Annotated in this window: 17 protein-coding genes; 3 read left to right on the top strand and 14 right to left on the bottom strand. The window is 38.9% G+C overall.

All coding sequences use genetic code 11. The features are described from left to right. The first annotated feature begins 278 nt into the window (after positions 1–278). Positions 279–1,667: a glycine--tRNA ligase gene (locus TY13_RS16390; RefSeq protein WP_042478271.1), complete on the top strand. Its 1,389-nt coding sequence runs from the start codon at positions 279–281 to the stop codon at positions 1,665–1,667. Positions 1,668–1,893: 226 nt separating this feature from the next. On the opposite strand, the gene TY13_RS16385 is transcribed toward TY13_RS16390, so the two are convergent. From TY13_RS16385 to TY13_RS16370, 4 genes are all read right to left on the bottom strand, one after another. Continuing rightward, positions 1,894–2,409: a GNAT family N-acetyltransferase gene (locus TY13_RS16385; protein ID WP_042478270.1), complete on the bottom strand. Its 516-nt coding sequence runs from the start codon at positions 2,407–2,409 to the stop codon at positions 1,894–1,896. Between the two features lie 118 nt (positions 2,410–2,527). Further along, on the bottom strand, positions 2,528–3,835 hold the full coding sequence (locus TY13_RS16380) for a methyl-accepting chemotaxis protein (protein WP_042478269.1): 1,308 nt from the start codon (positions 3,833–3,835) through the stop codon (positions 2,528–2,530). A 647-nt stretch (positions 3,836–4,482) separates the two neighbouring features. Beyond that, complete coding sequence (locus TY13_RS16375) at positions 4,483–5,037, bottom strand: hypothetical protein (protein WP_042478266.1); 555 nt, start codon at positions 5,035–5,037, stop codon at positions 4,483–4,485. Between the two features lie 13 nt (positions 5,038–5,050). Next, complete coding sequence (locus TY13_RS16370; RefSeq protein WP_042478264.1) at positions 5,051–5,680, bottom strand: DUF3885 domain-containing protein; 630 nt, start codon at positions 5,678–5,680, stop codon at positions 5,051–5,053. A 348-nt stretch (positions 5,681–6,028) separates the two neighbouring features. Here TY13_RS16370 and TY13_RS16365 point away from each other — a divergent pair, with 348 nt between their 5' ends. Next, the gene (locus TY13_RS16365; protein ID WP_042478263.1) at positions 6,029–6,556 is read left to right on the top strand and encodes a cysteine hydrolase family protein; all 528 of its coding nucleotides are present in this window, start codon (positions 6,029–6,031) and stop codon (positions 6,554–6,556) included. A 292-nt stretch (positions 6,557–6,848) separates the two neighbouring features. Here the strand turns inward: TY13_RS16365 and TY13_RS16360 are convergent, their stop codons facing one another. From TY13_RS16360 to TY13_RS16340, 5 genes are all read right to left on the bottom strand, one after another. Next, on the bottom strand, positions 6,849–7,658 hold the full coding sequence (locus TY13_RS16360) for an enoyl-CoA hydratase/isomerase family protein (protein ID WP_042478260.1): 810 nt from the start codon (positions 7,656–7,658) through the stop codon (positions 6,849–6,851). 12 nt (positions 7,659–7,670) lie between these two features. Next, positions 7,671–8,705: an acyl-CoA dehydrogenase gene (locus TY13_RS16355; protein WP_042478258.1), complete on the bottom strand. Its 1,035-nt coding sequence runs from the start codon at positions 8,703–8,705 to the stop codon at positions 7,671–7,673. After that, complete coding sequence (locus TY13_RS16350) at positions 8,702–9,847, bottom strand: acyl-CoA dehydrogenase family protein (protein ID WP_042478256.1); 1,146 nt, start codon at positions 9,845–9,847, stop codon at positions 8,702–8,704. Before TY13_RS16350 ends, TY13_RS16355 begins: the two co-directional genes overlap by 4 nt. 64 nt (positions 9,848–9,911) lie before the next feature. After that, positions 9,912–10,688, bottom strand: coding sequence for a DNA repair protein RecO (recO, locus tag TY13_RS16345; RefSeq protein WP_042478254.1), 777 nt, complete (start codon positions 10,686–10,688; stop codon positions 9,912–9,914). 63 nt (positions 10,689–10,751) lie between these two features. After that, entirely contained in the window at positions 10,752–11,438 is a 687-nt protein-coding gene (locus TY13_RS16340) for a YjjG family noncanonical pyrimidine nucleotidase (RefSeq protein WP_042478252.1), read from the bottom strand. Between the two features lie 269 nt (positions 11,439–11,707). On the opposite strand from TY13_RS16340, the gene TY13_RS16335 reads away from it, so the two are divergent. Beyond that, positions 11,708–12,004 (top strand): hypothetical protein, encoded by a 297-nt coding sequence (locus TY13_RS16335; RefSeq protein ID WP_042478250.1) that lies wholly within the window; start codon positions 11,708–11,710, stop codon positions 12,002–12,004. A 99-nt stretch (positions 12,005–12,103) separates the two neighbouring features. Here TY13_RS16335 and era read toward each other — a convergent pair whose 3' ends face one another. Genes era through TY13_RS16310 form a run of 5 tightly spaced genes read right to left on the bottom strand, consistent with a single transcriptional unit; the run spans position 12,104 to position 16,376 of the window. Next, complete coding sequence (era, locus tag TY13_RS16330; RefSeq protein WP_042478248.1) at positions 12,104–13,021, bottom strand: GTPase Era; 918 nt, start codon at positions 13,019–13,021, stop codon at positions 12,104–12,106. Further along, the gene (locus tag TY13_RS16325) at positions 12,996–13,415 is read right to left on the bottom strand and encodes a cytidine deaminase (RefSeq protein ID WP_042478246.1); all 420 of its coding nucleotides are present in this window, start codon (positions 13,413–13,415) and stop codon (positions 12,996–12,998) included. The genes era and TY13_RS16325 overlap by 26 nt, the downstream gene beginning before the upstream one ends. Positions 13,416–13,438: 23 nt before the next feature. Further along, positions 13,439–13,789, bottom strand: a complete 351-nt coding sequence (locus tag TY13_RS16320) for a diacylglycerol kinase family protein (RefSeq protein WP_042478244.1) — start codon at positions 13,787–13,789, stop codon at positions 13,439–13,441. Further along, positions 13,789–14,265: an rRNA maturation RNase YbeY gene (ybeY, locus tag TY13_RS16315; RefSeq protein ID WP_042478241.1), complete on the bottom strand. Its 477-nt coding sequence runs from the start codon at positions 14,263–14,265 to the stop codon at positions 13,789–13,791. The genes TY13_RS16320 and ybeY overlap by 1 nt, the downstream gene beginning before the upstream one ends. A gap of 11 nt (positions 14,266–14,276) precedes the next feature. Continuing rightward, a complete protein-coding gene (locus tag TY13_RS16310) occupies positions 14,277–16,376 on the bottom strand; it encodes an HD family phosphohydrolase (RefSeq protein ID WP_042478239.1) in 2,100 nt (699 codons plus the stop codon). Positions 16,377–16,642 lie beyond the last annotated feature (266 nt).

Below are 16,642 nucleotides of genomic sequence, written 5' to 3'. Positions count from 1 at the left end.
CACAAAAAAAATTTTGTTGTATACTAAACCATATATAATAAGCGATGAATGAGAAATAAGTATCTTTTCACAAAAGCGAGTAGGGATTAGTGCAAGCCTACACCGAAAAGAGAAACGGCACTCAGGAGCTATTTTTTCGAAAGAGGTTCAAACGAATGATGTTTGAGCAATCAGGGTGGAACCGCGGATTCTGTACATAACAGCATTCGTCCCTGGGCATATTACGCCCGGAGACGAATGCTTTTTTCGTTCCAACGGGCAAAATAGGAGGAATTTTCATGACACAAAAATCAATGGAAACAATTGTATCACTAGCAAAGCATCGTGGATTTGTCTTCCCAGGCTCTGAAATTTACGGTGGACTTGCAAACACATGGGATTACGGCCCACTTGGTGTAGAATTAAAAAACAACGTTAAAAAAGCTTGGTGGCAAAAATTCGTTCAAGAATCTGAGCATAATGTTGGTTTAGATGCGGCGATTTTAATGAATCCAAAAGCATGGGTTGCTTCTGGTCACGTTGGTAATTTCAACGACCCAATGATCGATTGTAAAGCATGTAAAGCGCGTCACCGTGCAGATAAATTAATTGAAGACGCTTCTTTAGAAAAAACAGGTAAAGAAATTATTGTTGACGGTATGAGCTTCGATCAAATGAAGGCAAAAATGGAGGAGCTAGAGGTTGCTTGTCCTGATTGCGGTAAAGTAGACTTCACAGATATTCGTCAGTTCAACTTAATGTTTAAAACACATCAAGGTGTAACAGAATCTTCATCAAATGAAATCTACCTGCGTCCTGAAACAGCACAAGGTATTTTCGTTAACTTTAAAAACGTCCAACGCTCAATGCGCAAACGTACACCATTCGGTATCGCACAAATCGGAAAATCATTCCGTAACGAGATTACACCAGGTAACTTCACATTCCGTACACGCGAATTCGAACAAATGGAACTAGAATTTTTCTGTAAGCCAGGCGACGATCTAGAATGGCATGCTTATTGGAGAGAATTCTGTAAAAATTGGTTATTAAACCTTGGCATGAAGGAAGAGTCAATGCGTTTACGTGACCACGAAGAAGATGAGCTTTCTCACTATTCAAATGCAACGACAGATATCGAATTCCGCTTCCCATTCGGCTGGGGCGAACTATGGGGTATCGCTGACCGCACAGACTACGACTTAAAGCAGCATATGGAACATTCTGGTGAAGATTTCACTTACATCGATCCAGTAACAAATGAACGATATGTGCCATACTGTATCGAGCCATCATTAGGTGCTGACCGTGTAACATTAGCATTCTTATGTGACGCTTATGACGAGGAGCAGCTTGAAGGTGACGACAAACGAACAGTTTTACGCTTCCACCCTGCTCTAGCGCCATTTAAGGCAGCAGTACTACCTTTATCAAAAAAACTATCAGAAGAAGCGGGCGAAGTATGGGCAGATTTACGTAAAGCCTTCCCTGTTGATTTTGACGAATCACAATCAATCGGTAAACGCTACCGTCGCCAAGACGAAATCGGCACACCATTCTGCATCACATACGACTTTGACTCAAAAGAAGACGGTCAAGTGACAGTACGTCATCGTGATAGCATGGATCAAGTCCGCATGCCAATTTCAGAAGTAAAAGCGTATATTGAAAAGCATTTACAGTTTTAATTATTGGAAGGGAGGATGCCTCGAGCATCCTCCCTTCCCGTTTATCTCGGCATGCGTGTTTACTGCGCCTTTTTAATCTTTAAGCTTGCGGGCGAATTAAAGCCGTTTTCGGGCGAAATCCTCTAAGAATCGGGCGAATCTATCCGTTTAACGAGCGAATTCCCCTGCCAATCGGGCGAATCATTACTTTAGAACTACAAAAAAGTTTGCAAGAAATTTAATTTCCCTACAAACCACCAATTTGTGGTAATGTACGCCAGCCATACACAGCTTCTTTAAAGCTTTCTCCACCAATCTCAATTTCTACAACATCGATTTTTTCTCCCCCAATCGCTTCATAAAAAGCTGTCGAAGGATTATCTGCTAATACAAGCACGAGCATCGACACAAATCCTTTCATCTGTAGATACTGTACCCCTTGCTGAATTAAAGCTTTTCCAATTCCTTGCCCTTGATACTCTTCTAAAATATAAATAGCACTAATTTCCCCCTGATAATCAGGATACACTCCGCTTCTTTCCTTACCTGCTGTTGCAAAGCCAACAATTTCACCTTGTTTATTTTCTGCGACAAATACATGTCCATACGGAATAGCTGTACGCCAAAGTTCTTCTCTTTCACTATAGGATAGATTATCCAAATAGCTTTGTGCCACTATTCCTCGGTAAGTCGATCGCCAGCTATCTACATGAACAATCGCAATCCCCTTTGCATCCTCTAGTTTCGCCTGTCGAATATTCATTCTGCAAATCCCCCCATTTTTATCCCAATACAATCAATTGTATAATAATTCTAATTTTTATGCATAAATAAAAAGTGCCAGCAAAGCAGGTGATTGTCTGCTCTATTGGCACTTCGTATCAAGGCTGTACCTTAAATTGACTTATCTCTACTTGTAAGTCATTTGCCATCGTTTCTAAAACATTAGCGGAGCTTGCAATTTCTTCATTAGAGGCTGTTTGCTGCTCAGCAGAACGGCTAATCGTATGAAGACTTGACGTTATGCCATTTGCAATTTCTGCAATATCATTTGCTACGAAACTTGTTTCATTCGTTTTGTCATTTACTCTACGTACAATGCTTGTTACCTCATTTGTACGCTTACTAATATTAGAGACGTATTCCACGATATTTTTAAAGGCTTCTCCAGTTTGCTCGACTGACTCTCGGCCTTCATCTACAAACTTGGTACCGCTATTAATGGCAGTCACTGCACTTGATGTTTGGCTTAAAATATCATCAACTAGAGTACGAATATCATCAGCTGCTCTACCAGATTCCTCAGCTAGCTTTCTTACTTCATCCGCAACAACAGCGAAACCTTTCCCAGCATCTCCAGCGCGCGCTGCCTCAATTGAAGCATTTAGAGCTAGCAAATTCGTTTGGTCTGTAATGCTGGTAATTAATGCTAAAATAGAACTGATTTCCTTCGACTTTTCTCCTAGTGCATTGACAACTTCAGTTGAGTCATGTACAGATTTATTAATTGTATTCATTTTTTCAATTGTTTGTTCGATTAATTCTAAACCTAAGCCAGCCTTTTGATTTGTTACGGCTGCTACATCTGCTACATCCTGTACAACAGATGATACTTCCTCCATTTCCTTACTAATTAAATCCGATGACTCAGATAACTGCTGCATTTTCTCTAGCTGCCCTGCCGCTCCGATTACCATCTCTTGGATTGAACTTGAGATCATTTCAACAGACGTACTGCTTTGCTCCGTAATCGCTGCAAACTCCTTTGTATACGCTGTCACATCCGTTGAAGCTTTATTCGCTTTTTCAATAACTGCTCCAATTTGCTCAAGCATATGATTAAACTCTGTCGATAATTGCCCAACCTCATCTTTATAGCGATCATCGATACGTACTGTTAAATCACCATCCGCTGCTTGAGTCATCGCCTTCAATACTCGATTCACTCGCTTTAAAATAATGTAACGTGTACATAGTGCAATAATCACCGTTCCAATAAATAAAGAAATAAATGTATTTATTGCAACGCCTGCAACACCATCTAACTCAACAATTTCTCCAACCCGGTTACTAACAAATTCCGAAATATGTGAACTAATAAATAAACTCACACCTACAGCTAAAATCATTTTGAAAATTAGACTTTTCCAAAACTTAGTTTCGCGTGATAATAATTTTTCTCTTTCCATAATTGCTCTCCATTCCTATGTATATCTACTATTATTGTAAAATAAACATCAAAATTAGTAAAATAGTTGCTCTATCTATTCCCTCGAATGTTTATTTAGTCCTAAAATCAATAGAAAATAGGTGAAATTCATTTAATTGCTTTTTATTTTCAGCGTATTGCGGCAATTTGCAGATAAAAAGAACTATAGTAAACTTCCTCACTTTGAGCCTCGTATATACTATAGAAAGGGGAAAATAGATGAATAAAGATAGATACCAGAATTAGCAATGCTTCTACATACCAAATAGCTTTAGCTTTTTACTACATGAAAGATATATAAATTATTGTCCGGGAAATATTCATTGAATCTTCCGAAAAGACAAATAATTAATAAGTCCATGATGTGCTATAAGCGTACTTAGTAAAGATGACTGTTAACAAATACAAGGATTATTTAAAGAGCTGGGCATATAAAAATTTTTCAGGGCAACAAAGGTTATTTCCAGCAAGTTCTATTGTTCCAAAAAATACTCTTATTGAATTAGATGAAACACCCATTATTGATGAAGTGATTCTTTTATTATCAATCAAACATCGATTATTTTTATCCTGAAAATGTTTAGTCTGAAAAGTAAGGAAAAAATGCCACTTTTCAGACCGCTTTACTTATTTATCAATATAGTATGCTTGCCAAAAATGAATATAAAGATCTAAAGAAGACGCAATATCATTTTGTAAATTGCGAATCGTAACATTGATACGTTTGCGTGAATAAGTGGATTTTTTATTTATATGATAAGCTATAGCTTCTTCTATTCGCATTGTTGAATCTATCATTTGTTCTAAATACATTTTCGCCTCTACTGAAAGCCCCTCTACTTTAAAGCTCAAGCGGATAAGTTCATTTTTAACCAATTGAATATTTGTTAATAGCTGCTCCCATTCTATGCGCTTCATATGATAGTCAGCATTTGTTAGCCAATCCATCTCGTACAAGAGCAACAAAGAAACCGAATATGACACAACATAATCTGGCTGTGCTGCTCTTTCTTCGAACAATGATCGGAATACAGCGAAATCCTCATTATATTTTTTCTGGCGCATTTCATCAACTTTCACTGGGACAGCAGGATATACGCTCAAAATTGAATATGGAAAAAACACAGTGGAAAATAACACAAAAGCTGCTATTGCTATCACTATCAATTTCCGTTTTCGCATTATGCCTCTTCTTTTAGTCATAATTTTGTTGAGGCACCCCTTTTGTTAAATAATTTAGTAACTTTTTATGTAATTTCTCATCTGCATTCATTATTTCATAGCCACGGTCATCATATAAATGGAAAATGCACTTTGTGCGCACGTTCACTAAAAACACATCTGGTGCATATACACTATGTCTTGTTCTTAATCGTGGCTTTAAAGAGCGAAAATCCTTATGAATGCATGTTTTCAAAAGCCATTGTAATTTTAAATCTGACACTTTACAAAAAAGCTCCATTTGTTCAATAAGTAATGCATCCTCATCAAATTGCCACATATATTCTTCTATATGAAGTTCATACTTTTTCCACTGATTTTTCACATAGCGCGGAAAAAAGTTAGGATATATTGTTTTCTTTTTATCTTTTGGGTATGAGTTGATAACGACAATGATATCATCTGTTTTTTCAAAAAGTAGTTCCATTATTTCAAAAACTTGCTGCTCAACCCTATGAAACCTCGCCATATTTAACTTGTTACCTTGAAATTGATAGATTCCTTGACCTAATTCAATGTGAATGGCTTGCTTCCACTGATGATAAAAATTTGGCGAGAGCCTTAAACCATTATAATATTCATTCATAAATTGCTTTAACCTCATAGCTACCTCCTTTTAATGCAATTTAATAATTTATACGAATACAGAGATAGAATGTTTCGTAAAAATGGAAATTTCCCAAAACAAGATAATTTTAAAATTATAGCTGCTGACACATCCAAAATTACAATCAAACGAATCACCTGAAAATAAGTTAGTAGTAAAAGTGGACTTAGGTTTACATTTTACTATTGCTATCTTTTTGATAGTGCAAAAATATATACGATCAAAAAAGGAAAACGAGCGTAAAATAGAATATATTAGTAAATAATACTTAAGGAGCGAACAACTATATGAAAACACCACCATTTACAGTAGCCTCAATTTAAATTCAATTTTGAGGAGGAAATTATGGAGGCTCTATTAGTAATTGATGTACAAAATGGATTGGTCGATTTAACGCAATGTGATGATACATTAGCAAATATCGAGCTATTAATTGAAAAATTTCAAGCACAACAAAAACCAGTTATTTTCGTTCAACATATGGATGATGAAAAAGAGAGCGTGCTCTTTCATGCTAGTAAAGGTGCTGACATCATTAACCGCTTTCAGCCTTTTATAAAGCATCTTGTTACAAAGAAAACGCCAAGTGCCTTTTATCAAACAAACTTGCAAGAGCTTTTAGCGAGTTTTGGTGTTGAGCATGTCTATATTACAGGCTTTAACACGGAGTTTTGCTGCCAATTTACAGCTATTGCTGCCTATGATCGCTGCTTCCGTACAACCTTTATCGAGGATGCGACAAATACAGTGAATCATGCGGAAACCTACGAAATGGCTGGCTTAGATATCCGTGATTTTGTGGGAACTGTGCTGCATTGGTCGAATGTGATTGAGGTGCTTGATATGGAGGAGTACTTGGAAACACAGCCCTAATTATAAGAAGCAACCGCCTTTTGTGGTGGTTGCTTTTTGTTGTAGTATCATTTCATTCACTTAGAAAAGATTTGTGTACCAAAAGTCTTCAAATATTTGTCGATTAAAAGTTTATAGGTGTAAATATATTAATAGGGAATAATTAGTTTACAGCAATTATTGATGAATTTTAGGTTTATTCTATGTTTTCGCGATTTTATTCCACGTTTTCTGAAGTTTATTCCATGTTTTTTCGGTTTTATTCCATGTTTCATATAAAAAAAGCTGTAGGGAAATCCCTACAGCCACTTTTTTATTTTGTAAACCTCGGCTTACGCTTCTCCACAACTGCCTGCACACCTTCATGAAAATCAGCAAGCTCTGTCACGAGCCCCATTTGGGAGGAAATATAGTCGAGCGATGAGCGTAAAGACATTGTTTGACTTTGATATACTGCGCGTTTAATAAACTGAATTGCAGTAGTTGGTCCATTTGCTAGCTTTTCTGCATATGCTTGAGTGTACTGCTCTAGCTCCTCATCTGGCACAACAAATGTTACAAGTCCTGCTTCCTTCGCTTCATCTGCTGATAAAACGCGCGCTGTCCATAGCATATCAAGCGCTTTATCAATCCCGACAAGCTTTGGTAAAAAATATGCCCCGCCATCTCCAGGTACAATACCAACATTGACATAGCTCTCAGAAAACTTTGTAGACTGTGCGACAATGCGAACATCGCACATTAATGCCATATCCAGACCTGCACCAAATGCGAAACCGTGCACTTGTGCAATAACAGGCTTATCAATTTCCTCTAGTAAAAGTGGCACGCGCTGTACCCGTTTCCATAAAGAATTTTTACGTGCAAGTGCTGTTGATGTCACGTCGTCCTTGCTTTCGAAAAAGCCTTTGCCTGCTGCCATTGCTTTAATATCGCCACCCGCGCAAAAGCATTTACCGTTGCCCTTGACGATTAGCACATGAATCGCATCGTCATCTCGTACCGTTTCAAGCGCCTGAATCCACCTTGCGAGCATATCCTCACTAAATGCATTCATTGCTTCAGGACGATTCAGTGTAATCGTTGCAATCCCTTCCTGTACATCGAATAATAAGTCAGCCATTCAAAGTCCCCCTTATTTCGTTGTCATCCATGCCCAAACGTCTTCCACTTGTAGCAAATCGCCTGCAAGCTCACGCTGCCAATAATGCGCTGTAAAGCCTTCCTCACGCCAAGCCCATAGGCGACGCGTATAATGCTGTAGGCTATGCTCGTATGTTACGCCGATTGCTGCATGTACTTGGTGAGCAGATGTTGCCACGATTTTGCTTGCTTCATCTAGACGAATACTTGTGAATGCTACTTCGAATTGCTCTCTTTCGCCTACAAGTGCACCCGCCATATTTTCAATTGCTGTCGTTGCAATCGCTGCTTCTCCAGCAAGTATCGCTAAATGCTGTTGCACAAGCTGGAAGCGATGGATGGGACGACCAAACTGCTCACGTTCCTTGGAATAGCGTATTGTTAGCTGGAATGCTTTATCGAGTGCTCCGCTAATTGCAGATAACTTAGCTGCTGTCGTATATTTTTTTAGTTTCTCAAGCTGTTGCTCGTTTATTTCGACTTGCGCGGCGACTTTAGCTTGCTGGAAGCTTACTGTATCACGCGGCTCGGTTGCTAAATTCGTTGCATGCTCAATTTCTGCCTGAGCTAAGTCCACAGTAATTAGCTTTAACACTTCCCCCTCTTTAGCAAATGTAACGAATTGCTGCGCGATTCTCGCCCATGGTACATGCTGAACAACTCCATCTAGCCTGCCATTTGTTAGTGTAAGCGTAGGTTGCTCGCTTAATAGAATCGTTGTAATTGATGAAAACGGAGCAAGCCCTACATACTCCAAAATAAAATTAGCTAGTGTATGCTCAAGTACAGGCGCTGGCACAGCATAATAGCCAATTAGCTGATAAAGTGCTAATAAATCCGCAATATCACCATTTGCCCCACCATGCTGCTCTGTCACTGCGACCTTCAACAGCTCATTATCCTCTAGCTGCTGCCAAAGTGGAGTGGCCCACTTGCCTTCTTCTAATAAATCCACCGTTTCTTTTGTGACAAGATCTTTGCATATTTTTTCAACGACCTCTGTTACGATTTCTAGCATTTCGCTCATTGTGCGACAACCCCCTTCGCCACAATGCCGTACAGTACCTCTGATGTACCACCTCGAATTGTAAAGCCTGGTGCGTGCAATATCGATTCCGCCATATAGCGATCGAATGCGCGCTGTGCCTGCAAGCTTGGATACGTTGCAACAAGTAGGCGCGCAATTTCAGGTATTTTTTGCTCAAACTTTGTGCCGATGCTTTTCACAAGTGCAGCTGGAATCGCTACCTCGCCGCCCTCTTCCAATACTTGTGCAACACCGATTGATAAATTGCGCAAGCTCCACATTTCTGCTAATAGCTTGGAAGCAGTTGCTAAACCAACAAGATCATTCGCTTTTTTTAATTCGGCAATAAGTTCATTTAATAATGGAAATGTACTCAATATGCGCTCAGGTCCACTGCGCTCAAAGGCAAGCTCAGCTAACCCCTGTGCCCAACCATTACCTAATGTACCAACAACCATTGCATCAGGTACAAAAACATTATCGAAAAATACATCGTTAAAATGACGTTCTCCCGTTAAATAAGGAATTGGCGTAATCGTCACACCTGGTGCATGTAAATCAATAATTAATTGGCTCAAGCCTTGATGCTTGTGCTGCGGGTCATAAGAATCTGTACGTACAAGCGTCACCATATAATGCGCATCATGCCCATTACTCGTCCATGTTTTTGCTCCGTTAATAAGCCAGCCTCCGTCTACTTTTTCTGCCCTTGTGCGAACAGATGCTAAATCGGAGCCGCTATTTGGCTCGCTAAGCCCAATCGCAAAAAAGCAATCTCCTTGAATAATCTTAGGTAAGAAAAACTGACGCTGCTCCTCCGTACCAAAACGCAAAAGTAAAGGTCCTGTTTGCCGATCTGCAAACCAGTGCGCTGCAACAGGTGCACCTGCTGCTAAAAACTCTTCCGTTAAAATATAACGATCAATCGTACTGCGCTCTGCTCCACCGTAGTGCTTTGGCCAAGTCATACCAATCCAACCTTGCTCTGCCACTAATTTTGAAAAGGCTGGATCACTCCCGCTTAACCATGAATCACATTTTTTTCGAAATGTTCCTTTTTTAAGATGATGCTGCAAAAAAGCGCGTACTTCTAAACGAAACTGCTCCTGCTCTTTTGTAAATTGCACAACTGGTAATTTCATTTCTCCCATCCCCTTTTGTCATGCTTCACCTCTATTTTAGCGCTTATCGCACCAAATTGTCTAACTATTCCGAATTACCTTCATCTTTTGGTGGCCAATCTTCCATTCGCTCCAATTGCTCAATAAAGCTCCTTGATTTTAAGCGAATCCCCGTTTGCTCCTCATAAATTGTCGTCACGATTTTTTTAATAAACATTTTCGTTTGGGGTTTTAAGTCAAGCTTGCCAACTTGATCAATTGGCATCATATAAAACATCCGAATCAGTTTGAGCTGTGTGGGTGACAACCGAATTATATAGGCATCATGATGGAAACAACGATGGCATAAAAAGCCCCCTTGTGCAAAGGAGAAAGCGAATTCGCCGTCTGTTGATGCGCAGCTTGCACAAGCATGTAGAGTCGGTTGCACCCCTGCAAACGGCAGCATTTTCCAATCAACAAATAACGCAATCGCTTCAGGGTCATAGCCTTCATCAATCGCAATTAAAGCTTGCCTTACTACTTCAAAGGCAAAGGGCTGTGGCTCCCCTTCTTCGACTAAACGATCAACAAGCTCACCGATATAGCTCGCATATGCGGTCGCACGAATATCCGTTTGTAATGTACGCATCGCATTTAAATGTTCGCCTTGCTGCAACGTCCCCATCCCGGTAGTTCGCTGTACTAAATATAAGCCATACATAAAAGGCTGTGTAATACCTGCCAAGCGACTTGTCGGCTTTTTTGCCCCGCGTGCCATGACTGCAACCTTCCCTGCCTCACGCGTCAGCAATGTGACAATCTTATTGGACTCCCCGTAAGCTCTTGCCTTTAAGACGATGCCCTCCCATTTATGTAACATTTCAAATACACCTCCCTGTTATTTTGTCGAATCACAAGATTTAAAAACTTCAACGTTATGTACTTATTTTATTATATCTAATAGGTCGTCTAATTTATTAATTTCATAAGTAGGTTTTAAAGCTGTATTATTTTCCTTGTGCTTGGGATTGAACCAGCACGTATCAATACCATAGTTATTGCCACCTTGAATATCAGAAGTCAACGAGTCACCCACAATTAGCACATTTGACTTTTCTGTAATTTGCAGCTTATTAAAAGCATCGTCAAAAATACCTGTTTGTGGTTTTTGAAAGCCTGTCGATTCAGAAATAATAATCTGCTCAAATGCACCTGCCAAGGGGGAATTATTAATTCTTGCTATTTGTACATCTGTGTAACCATTCGTTATAATTGCTAGGCGTTTATGTGAGAGAACCTTAATGACCTTTTCTGCACCTTGTATGAGATGCGTTTGCTCTCCAAGAAATCTTAAATAGTCCTGATTAAATACAACTGCATCAATTTCAAGCTCATATTCTAAAAATAATCTCCTAAATCTCTCAGAGCCTAGTTCAACGAGGCCCATTTTTCCATTTTCTAAATCTCTCCACAATACTTTGCTGATTTCTTGGTAGCTTTTTTCATATAAATTTAAGCTATTTTCTAAATTATATTTAGCGAAAACTTTATTAAAAGCTTCTTGCTCCGATTTAGTAAAATCAAAAAGCGTGTCATCTATATCAAAAAATAGAATATCGTAATTTTTCATTTTATCCCCTTTTTTCTAACGACCTTCACTGCTACTTCATTTTTCAAGATTGAAAGTGATTTGTCAATAGTGGCGAGCCCTTACAAATACTCTCGATTGAATTAAATGGATGAAAAGGATGGTATTGAAAGTTCCGTTTTGATAAACGGATAATACAAAACACTAGACTTTTAAATAGGTATTACATCAAGATAATGAACCATAAGACTGGCTATTCAATTCATATACTTTATTGATAAGTAAACGAAAATGATAGTGGGGTGATACGAATGATTTTAACTAAAAGTAAAACAAGCATAGTTGCAGGCGTTGCATCTGTATTAACTGCAATCTTAAGCGTCCTTTTCTTTTTTTATACAAGAGGGCCTAACGCTGATGTGTACTTTGCCATTAAAATTTTTAGTATATTGTCAACACTAGGTATTATATTCTCTGTTTTATCTATGGTCATTTCAAAACGGCAAATAGGCCCTATATTATTAGGCATACTAGGACTTCTAACAAATTTAGTCGTTTTAGTTTTTACTTTTCTTTTACTATTAGCTATGGGAATTAGTGAATCTTAAAATTGCATTACCTTGAATAAGGTGTGCAATATGGACTTATTCTACGTTTGACCAAAAACTAAAAGAAACTCCCACTTTTTTGCGGGAGTTTTTTCATTATTAATACTCATCCTCACGGAAGCCAAAGTCGCGTAAATGAGTTTGCTTATTGCGCCAATCCTTTTGCACTTTTACCCAAAGCTCTAAATATACTTTTGAGCCTAGTAACATTTCGATATCTTTGCGCGCTAATGTGCCGACTTCTTTCAATAAAGCCCCACGCTTGCCGATGACGATGCCCTTTTGCGAATCGCGTTCGACCATGATTGTTGCTTGGACGCGAATCATATTTTCATTTTCTTCATCGCGCTTAATTTTATCAATAACTACCGCAATGGAGTGTGGAATTTCTTCGCGTGTTAAATGCAATACTTTTTCACGAATCAATTCAGAAATAATAAAGCGCTCGGGATGGTCCGTCACTTGGTCTGCTGGGTAATACTGTGGACCTTCAGGTAAATATTCCCCAAGCTTTGTTAATAAGTTTTCAACATTATTCCCTTGCAGTGCAGAGATTGGTACAATTTCGCTGAATGGATATTTATCTTTATACGATTCAATAATCGTAATCAACTCGTCTGGGTGAACTTGGTCAATTTTATTAATTACTAAAAAGACAGGCGTTTTATTACCAGCTAAAAGGTCCAAAATAAATTCGTCACCTTTACCGATTTTTTGCTCTGCGTTGACCATAAATAAAATAACATCAACTTCACGCAATGTATTTTTCGATACTTTTAACATAAATTCACCTAATTTATGTTTCGGTTTATGAATCCCTGGTGTATCGATAAAAATCATTTGCGAATTTTCCTGTGTCAGCACACCTTGCACTTTATTACGTGTCGTTTGAGGCTTATCTGACATAATCGCGATTTTCTGTCCAATAACGCGATTTAAAAACGTTGATTTCCCTACATTTGGTCGGCCAATAATTGAAATAAAGCCTGATTTATAGGGACTGTTTGCTTGCTGCATATGCTAAATCCTCCGTTGTGAATGCACCTGGTAGAAGTTCGCCTACCGTCGTTTCTTGCACATCACCTTTTAAATTTGTTAAATATACTGGCATCTCTGGTGCAAAAAATTCACTCATTACTTGGCGACATGCCCCGCATGGCGCACAAGGCTTATCCGTATCTGCCACAATCGCAATTGCCTTAAATTTCATTACACCTTCTGATACCGCTTTAAAAATGGCAGTTCGCTCTGCACAGTTTGCCATACTATATGCTGCGTTTTCGATATTACAGCCTAAATAAACTGTACCGTCTTCCGCTAACAGCGCTGCACCTACTGGAAATTTCGAATACGGTACATACGCTTTTTCGCGTGCCACCTTTGATTGTTCCATTAATGTCTGTTTGTCCATTTGTTTTTGCCTCCTTCACTACATTAAAACCATTTCGGGAAAAAAATGAGTACTCCGATTATAACACTGCCAACAGCAAATACAAGTACCGCGCCTGCTGCTATATCTTTCGCAGCCTTTGCCAGTGGGTGAAATTCTGTTGTTGCTAAATCGACAACACGCTCGATTGCGCTGTTTATCATTTCCGCACCAATAACAAGAATAATGACTATCACGATGGCTAGCCATTCTATTGACGTTAATCCTGTTAAAAAGCCCGCAATCATTACGATACAGGCACTCGCTAAATGAAAACGCATATTTTGCTCCTTTGTTGCAGTTACAATTCCTTGAAAAGCGTAAACAAAGGAGCGTAAAAACTTGCGAATATCCATTATACCTCGCGTCCTAATCCAAAAGAGGATAGAATTGCATTTTGCTTATCAAACATTTCTTTTTCATCTTGCTCATTCATATGATCATATCCTAACAAATGTAAAAACCCATGTACTGCTAGAAAACCTAGCTCTCGTTCGAATGAGTGACCATACTCCTCAGCCTGCTCTTGTGTGCGTTCAACTGAAATAATAATGTCGCCTAAAATGCGCGGTATTCCCTCACCAATAATCGCGGTTTCTCCTTCACCTAGCTCCTCTAAAGCAAAGGAAATAACATCTGTTGGCTGGTCCTTGTCGCGGTATTCACGATTAATTTCATGAATGGCCTCATTTGTTACGAATGTAACCGATAGCTCGCTACCATCATCAATCTGTTCTTCATTTGCAGCATATTGCAATAAACGTTCCACTAAATTAATGTGGGTTTCCTGAACAGAGTCCGTTTCATCTAAAAAATCGATAATTAATGCCATCTATAATCCTCCTATTTTGGATATTCAATTCGTGAATGGAATGTACCATTTAATGTTTCACATAATACATCCTCAATAATTTTTAATTCCTTTAATGAAATATCGCACTCATCAAATTGGTCATCTTGCACTCGGTCCTGAATAATGGACTGTACAAGCTTTTTGATTTTTTCCGCAGTCGGCTCCTTCATTGAGCGCACTGCCGCCTCAACGCTGTCTGCAATGCTAATAATTGCAATTTCCTTTGTTTGTGGCTTTGGTCCCGGATAACGGAATGCCGCTTCGTCGACATTCATTCCCTCTTCCTTCGCTTTATATACAAAAAATTTCAATAAGCTTGTGCCATGATGCTGCAAGGCAACATCAATAATCTCCTGTGGCATTTTCTGTTTACGTAATAGCTCTGCCCCATCCGTCGTATGTGCGATGATGATATCTGCACTCGATTGTGGTGGTAATGTGTCATGTGGATTAATGCCAGACATTTGATTTTCGATGAAGAAGGAAGGTCTTCTTGTCTTCCCGACATCGTGATAGTAACAGCCTACACGAGCTAGTAATCCATCTGCACCAATAGCCTCACAAGCCGCCTCTGCCAAGTTCGCTACCATAATACTATGATGATAAGTGCCTGGAGTTTCTGTTAATAGTTTTCTAAGTAGCGGATGATTAGGGTTCGATAGCTCAATTAAACGCATCGTTGATAATATACCAAACGCTGACTCAAAGAACGGTAATAGACCCATCGTCAGTGCACCTGAAAGCACTGCTGAAATGATTGCTGCTATAAAATAGAAGCCTATTTCTGTTAAGCCGTAGCCCGATTGTGACATAAGCAAATAAAAGCTTATAAATAAAATATTGACAATTGAAAGAATACCACATGCCTGTAATAAAGATGAACGTTTTTCAAGATTGCGCATAAAGTACAATGTCGCAAAGCCGCCAAACATAATATACAGCGCTACATCCATTTGCAAGACAGCTGCATAGCCACTATGGAACATAATACCCGCTGCTGTAGCCGTCATCACAGTAATGATAGACGCTACCCTATCATCCACGAGCAATCGAACAAGCATTGTCGCAAGTGCTGCTGGGTATAAAAAGGCAATCATAACATCAAAATTATCAGCTACAACACTGATTAATTTCATCATCACAATACAAATCGTATACACAATTGCTGTAACAAGTAGTTCATTCCGACGTTTTGCTATCGGTTTTTTTGAACGATCAAAGACAATATAAATAAACGCCATTTGTAGGAAAATTAAAATCAGTAGGCCAAAAACTGGCTTCAATGACTCCTTCGTATCTAGCATACCTAGTAACTCTAATTGTCGATATACTTCACGGTCGATTAACTCGCCCTCTTGCACGATAATTTGGCCTTGCAAAATACGTGTCGGCTCAACCATTTCACGTGCCTGTCGAATGCGCAGTGCTGTTTTCTCCTCATCCAGTACTTCCGTTTCTACAATAGCAGCCCGTCCAAGTGTAATCGCTGTATTAAGTAAGGGCTCTGCTATAGTAGATTGCTGACGTATTCTACTATCGATTTCATTACGAATCGTTAATATTTGCTCTTTGCGGAATGGACGATCTAAAGTATGTTGTACTATTTGTCCCAAACTATCACGCGTATCGATTAAGAGTTCTTCATCAATCGTTAATAATATTTCTAACTGTGTGTTGCTAATAGTTAAAGAAGTTTGAGATTCTGTAATATCCTTTAAATTTGTCTTTAATTGTTCAACACGTTTTTCTATTGAATCATCTTTTGTTTCTTTTCGTACATCAAGCACGATATCAAAAATCGATGTGACAATTGCGGAACGATGAGCTGCTAGTTCTTCATTAAAAAGATAGACAGGCTCTACAGATTTTTCTGCATTATCACGTTCTCTCTCCGTTTTCACTGAATCTTCTACAGTTTTCACAGAGCGGATTGTTTCGGGTGCAAGCTGTAGCAACTGTATATCATATGTAATGCCTCTTACATTGCCTGCCATAAACAAAAATTGAATAGTTGCTGTAATTAAGAGGACTAGTATTAAAAAATAACGAAATTGAATGATTTGCATTATGTTTTTTAATTGTTTTCTCATTGCACACCTCCACTTATCATTTTACCAATTTTTGAGCGTGATTTCATGTTAATTTAGTGTCACTTTAACTTGAATCAGCAAATCTTTACTGCGACGAGTAACCGCAGGAGCAAATGTCTTCTGCGACGAGTAACCGCAGGAGCAAATGTCTTCTGCGACGAGTAACCGCAGGAGCAATAAAATATTGCTGATTTAAGTTAAGCCTCCAGCGGATGTCACAGATTTTGAAGAGGAGTTTTCGAGCGAGTTCGAAAAAATCTGGACGC

It is taken from the genome of Bacillus ndiopicus (assembly GCF_000612805.1).
Classification (GTDB): domain Bacteria; phylum Bacillota; class Bacilli; order Bacillales_A; family Planococcaceae; genus Metasolibacillus; species Metasolibacillus ndiopicus.
The sequence above is the reverse complement of the archived record's forward strand: the minus strand, read 5'-3'. Positions and strand labels throughout refer to the sequence as shown.

Excerpts from the sequence above, each read along its gene's own strand:
- TY13_RS16390 (WP_042478271.1), top strand. The coding sequence starts at position 279 with ATGACACAAAAATCAATGGAAACAATTGTATCACTAGCAAAGCATCGT.
- TY13_RS16385 (WP_042478270.1), bottom strand. The coding sequence starts at position 2,409 with ATGAATATTCGACAGGCGAAACTAGAGGATGCAAAGGGGATTGCGATT.
- TY13_RS16380 (WP_042478269.1), bottom strand. The coding sequence starts at position 3,835 with ATGGAAAGAGAAAAATTATTATCACGCGAAACTAAGTTTTGGAAAAGT.
- TY13_RS16375 (WP_042478266.1), bottom strand. The coding sequence starts at position 5,037 with ATGCGAAAACGGAAATTGATAGTGATAGCAATAGCAGCTTTTGTGTTA.
- TY13_RS16370 (WP_042478264.1), bottom strand. The coding sequence starts at position 5,680 with ATGAGGTTAAAGCAATTTATGAATGAATATTATAATGGTTTAAGGCTC.
- TY13_RS16365 (WP_042478263.1), top strand. The coding sequence starts at position 6,029 with ATGGAGGCTCTATTAGTAATTGATGTACAAAATGGATTGGTCGATTTA.
- TY13_RS16360 (WP_042478260.1), bottom strand. The coding sequence starts at position 7,658 with ATGGCTGACTTATTATTCGATGTACAGGAAGGGATTGCAACGATTACA.
- TY13_RS16355 (WP_042478258.1), bottom strand. The coding sequence starts at position 8,705 with ATGAGCGAAATGCTAGAAATCGTAACAGAGGTCGTTGAAAAAATATGC.
- TY13_RS16350 (WP_042478256.1), bottom strand. The coding sequence starts at position 9,847 with ATGAAATTACCAGTTGTGCAATTTACAAAAGAGCAGGAGCAGTTTCGT.
- recO (WP_042478254.1), bottom strand. The coding sequence starts at position 10,688 with ATGTTACATAAATGGGAGGGCATCGTCTTAAAGGCAAGAGCTTACGGG.
- TY13_RS16340 (WP_042478252.1), bottom strand. The coding sequence starts at position 11,438 with ATGAAAAATTACGATATTCTATTTTTTGATATAGATGACACGCTTTTT.
- TY13_RS16335 (WP_042478250.1), top strand. The coding sequence starts at position 11,708 with ATGATTTTAACTAAAAGTAAAACAAGCATAGTTGCAGGCGTTGCATCT.
- era (WP_042478248.1), bottom strand. The coding sequence starts at position 13,021 with ATGCAGCAAGCAAACAGTCCCTATAAATCAGGCTTTATTTCAATTATT.
- TY13_RS16325 (WP_042478246.1), bottom strand. The coding sequence starts at position 13,415 with ATGGACAAACAGACATTAATGGAACAATCAAAGGTGGCACGCGAAAAA.
- TY13_RS16320 (WP_042478244.1), bottom strand. The coding sequence starts at position 13,789 with ATGGATATTCGCAAGTTTTTACGCTCCTTTGTTTACGCTTTTCAAGGA.
- ybeY (WP_042478241.1), bottom strand. The coding sequence starts at position 14,265 with ATGGCATTAATTATCGATTTTTTAGATGAAACGGACTCTGTTCAGGAA.
- TY13_RS16310 (WP_042478239.1), bottom strand. The coding sequence starts at position 16,376 with ATGAGAAAACAATTAAAAAACATAATGCAAATCATTCAATTTCGTTAT.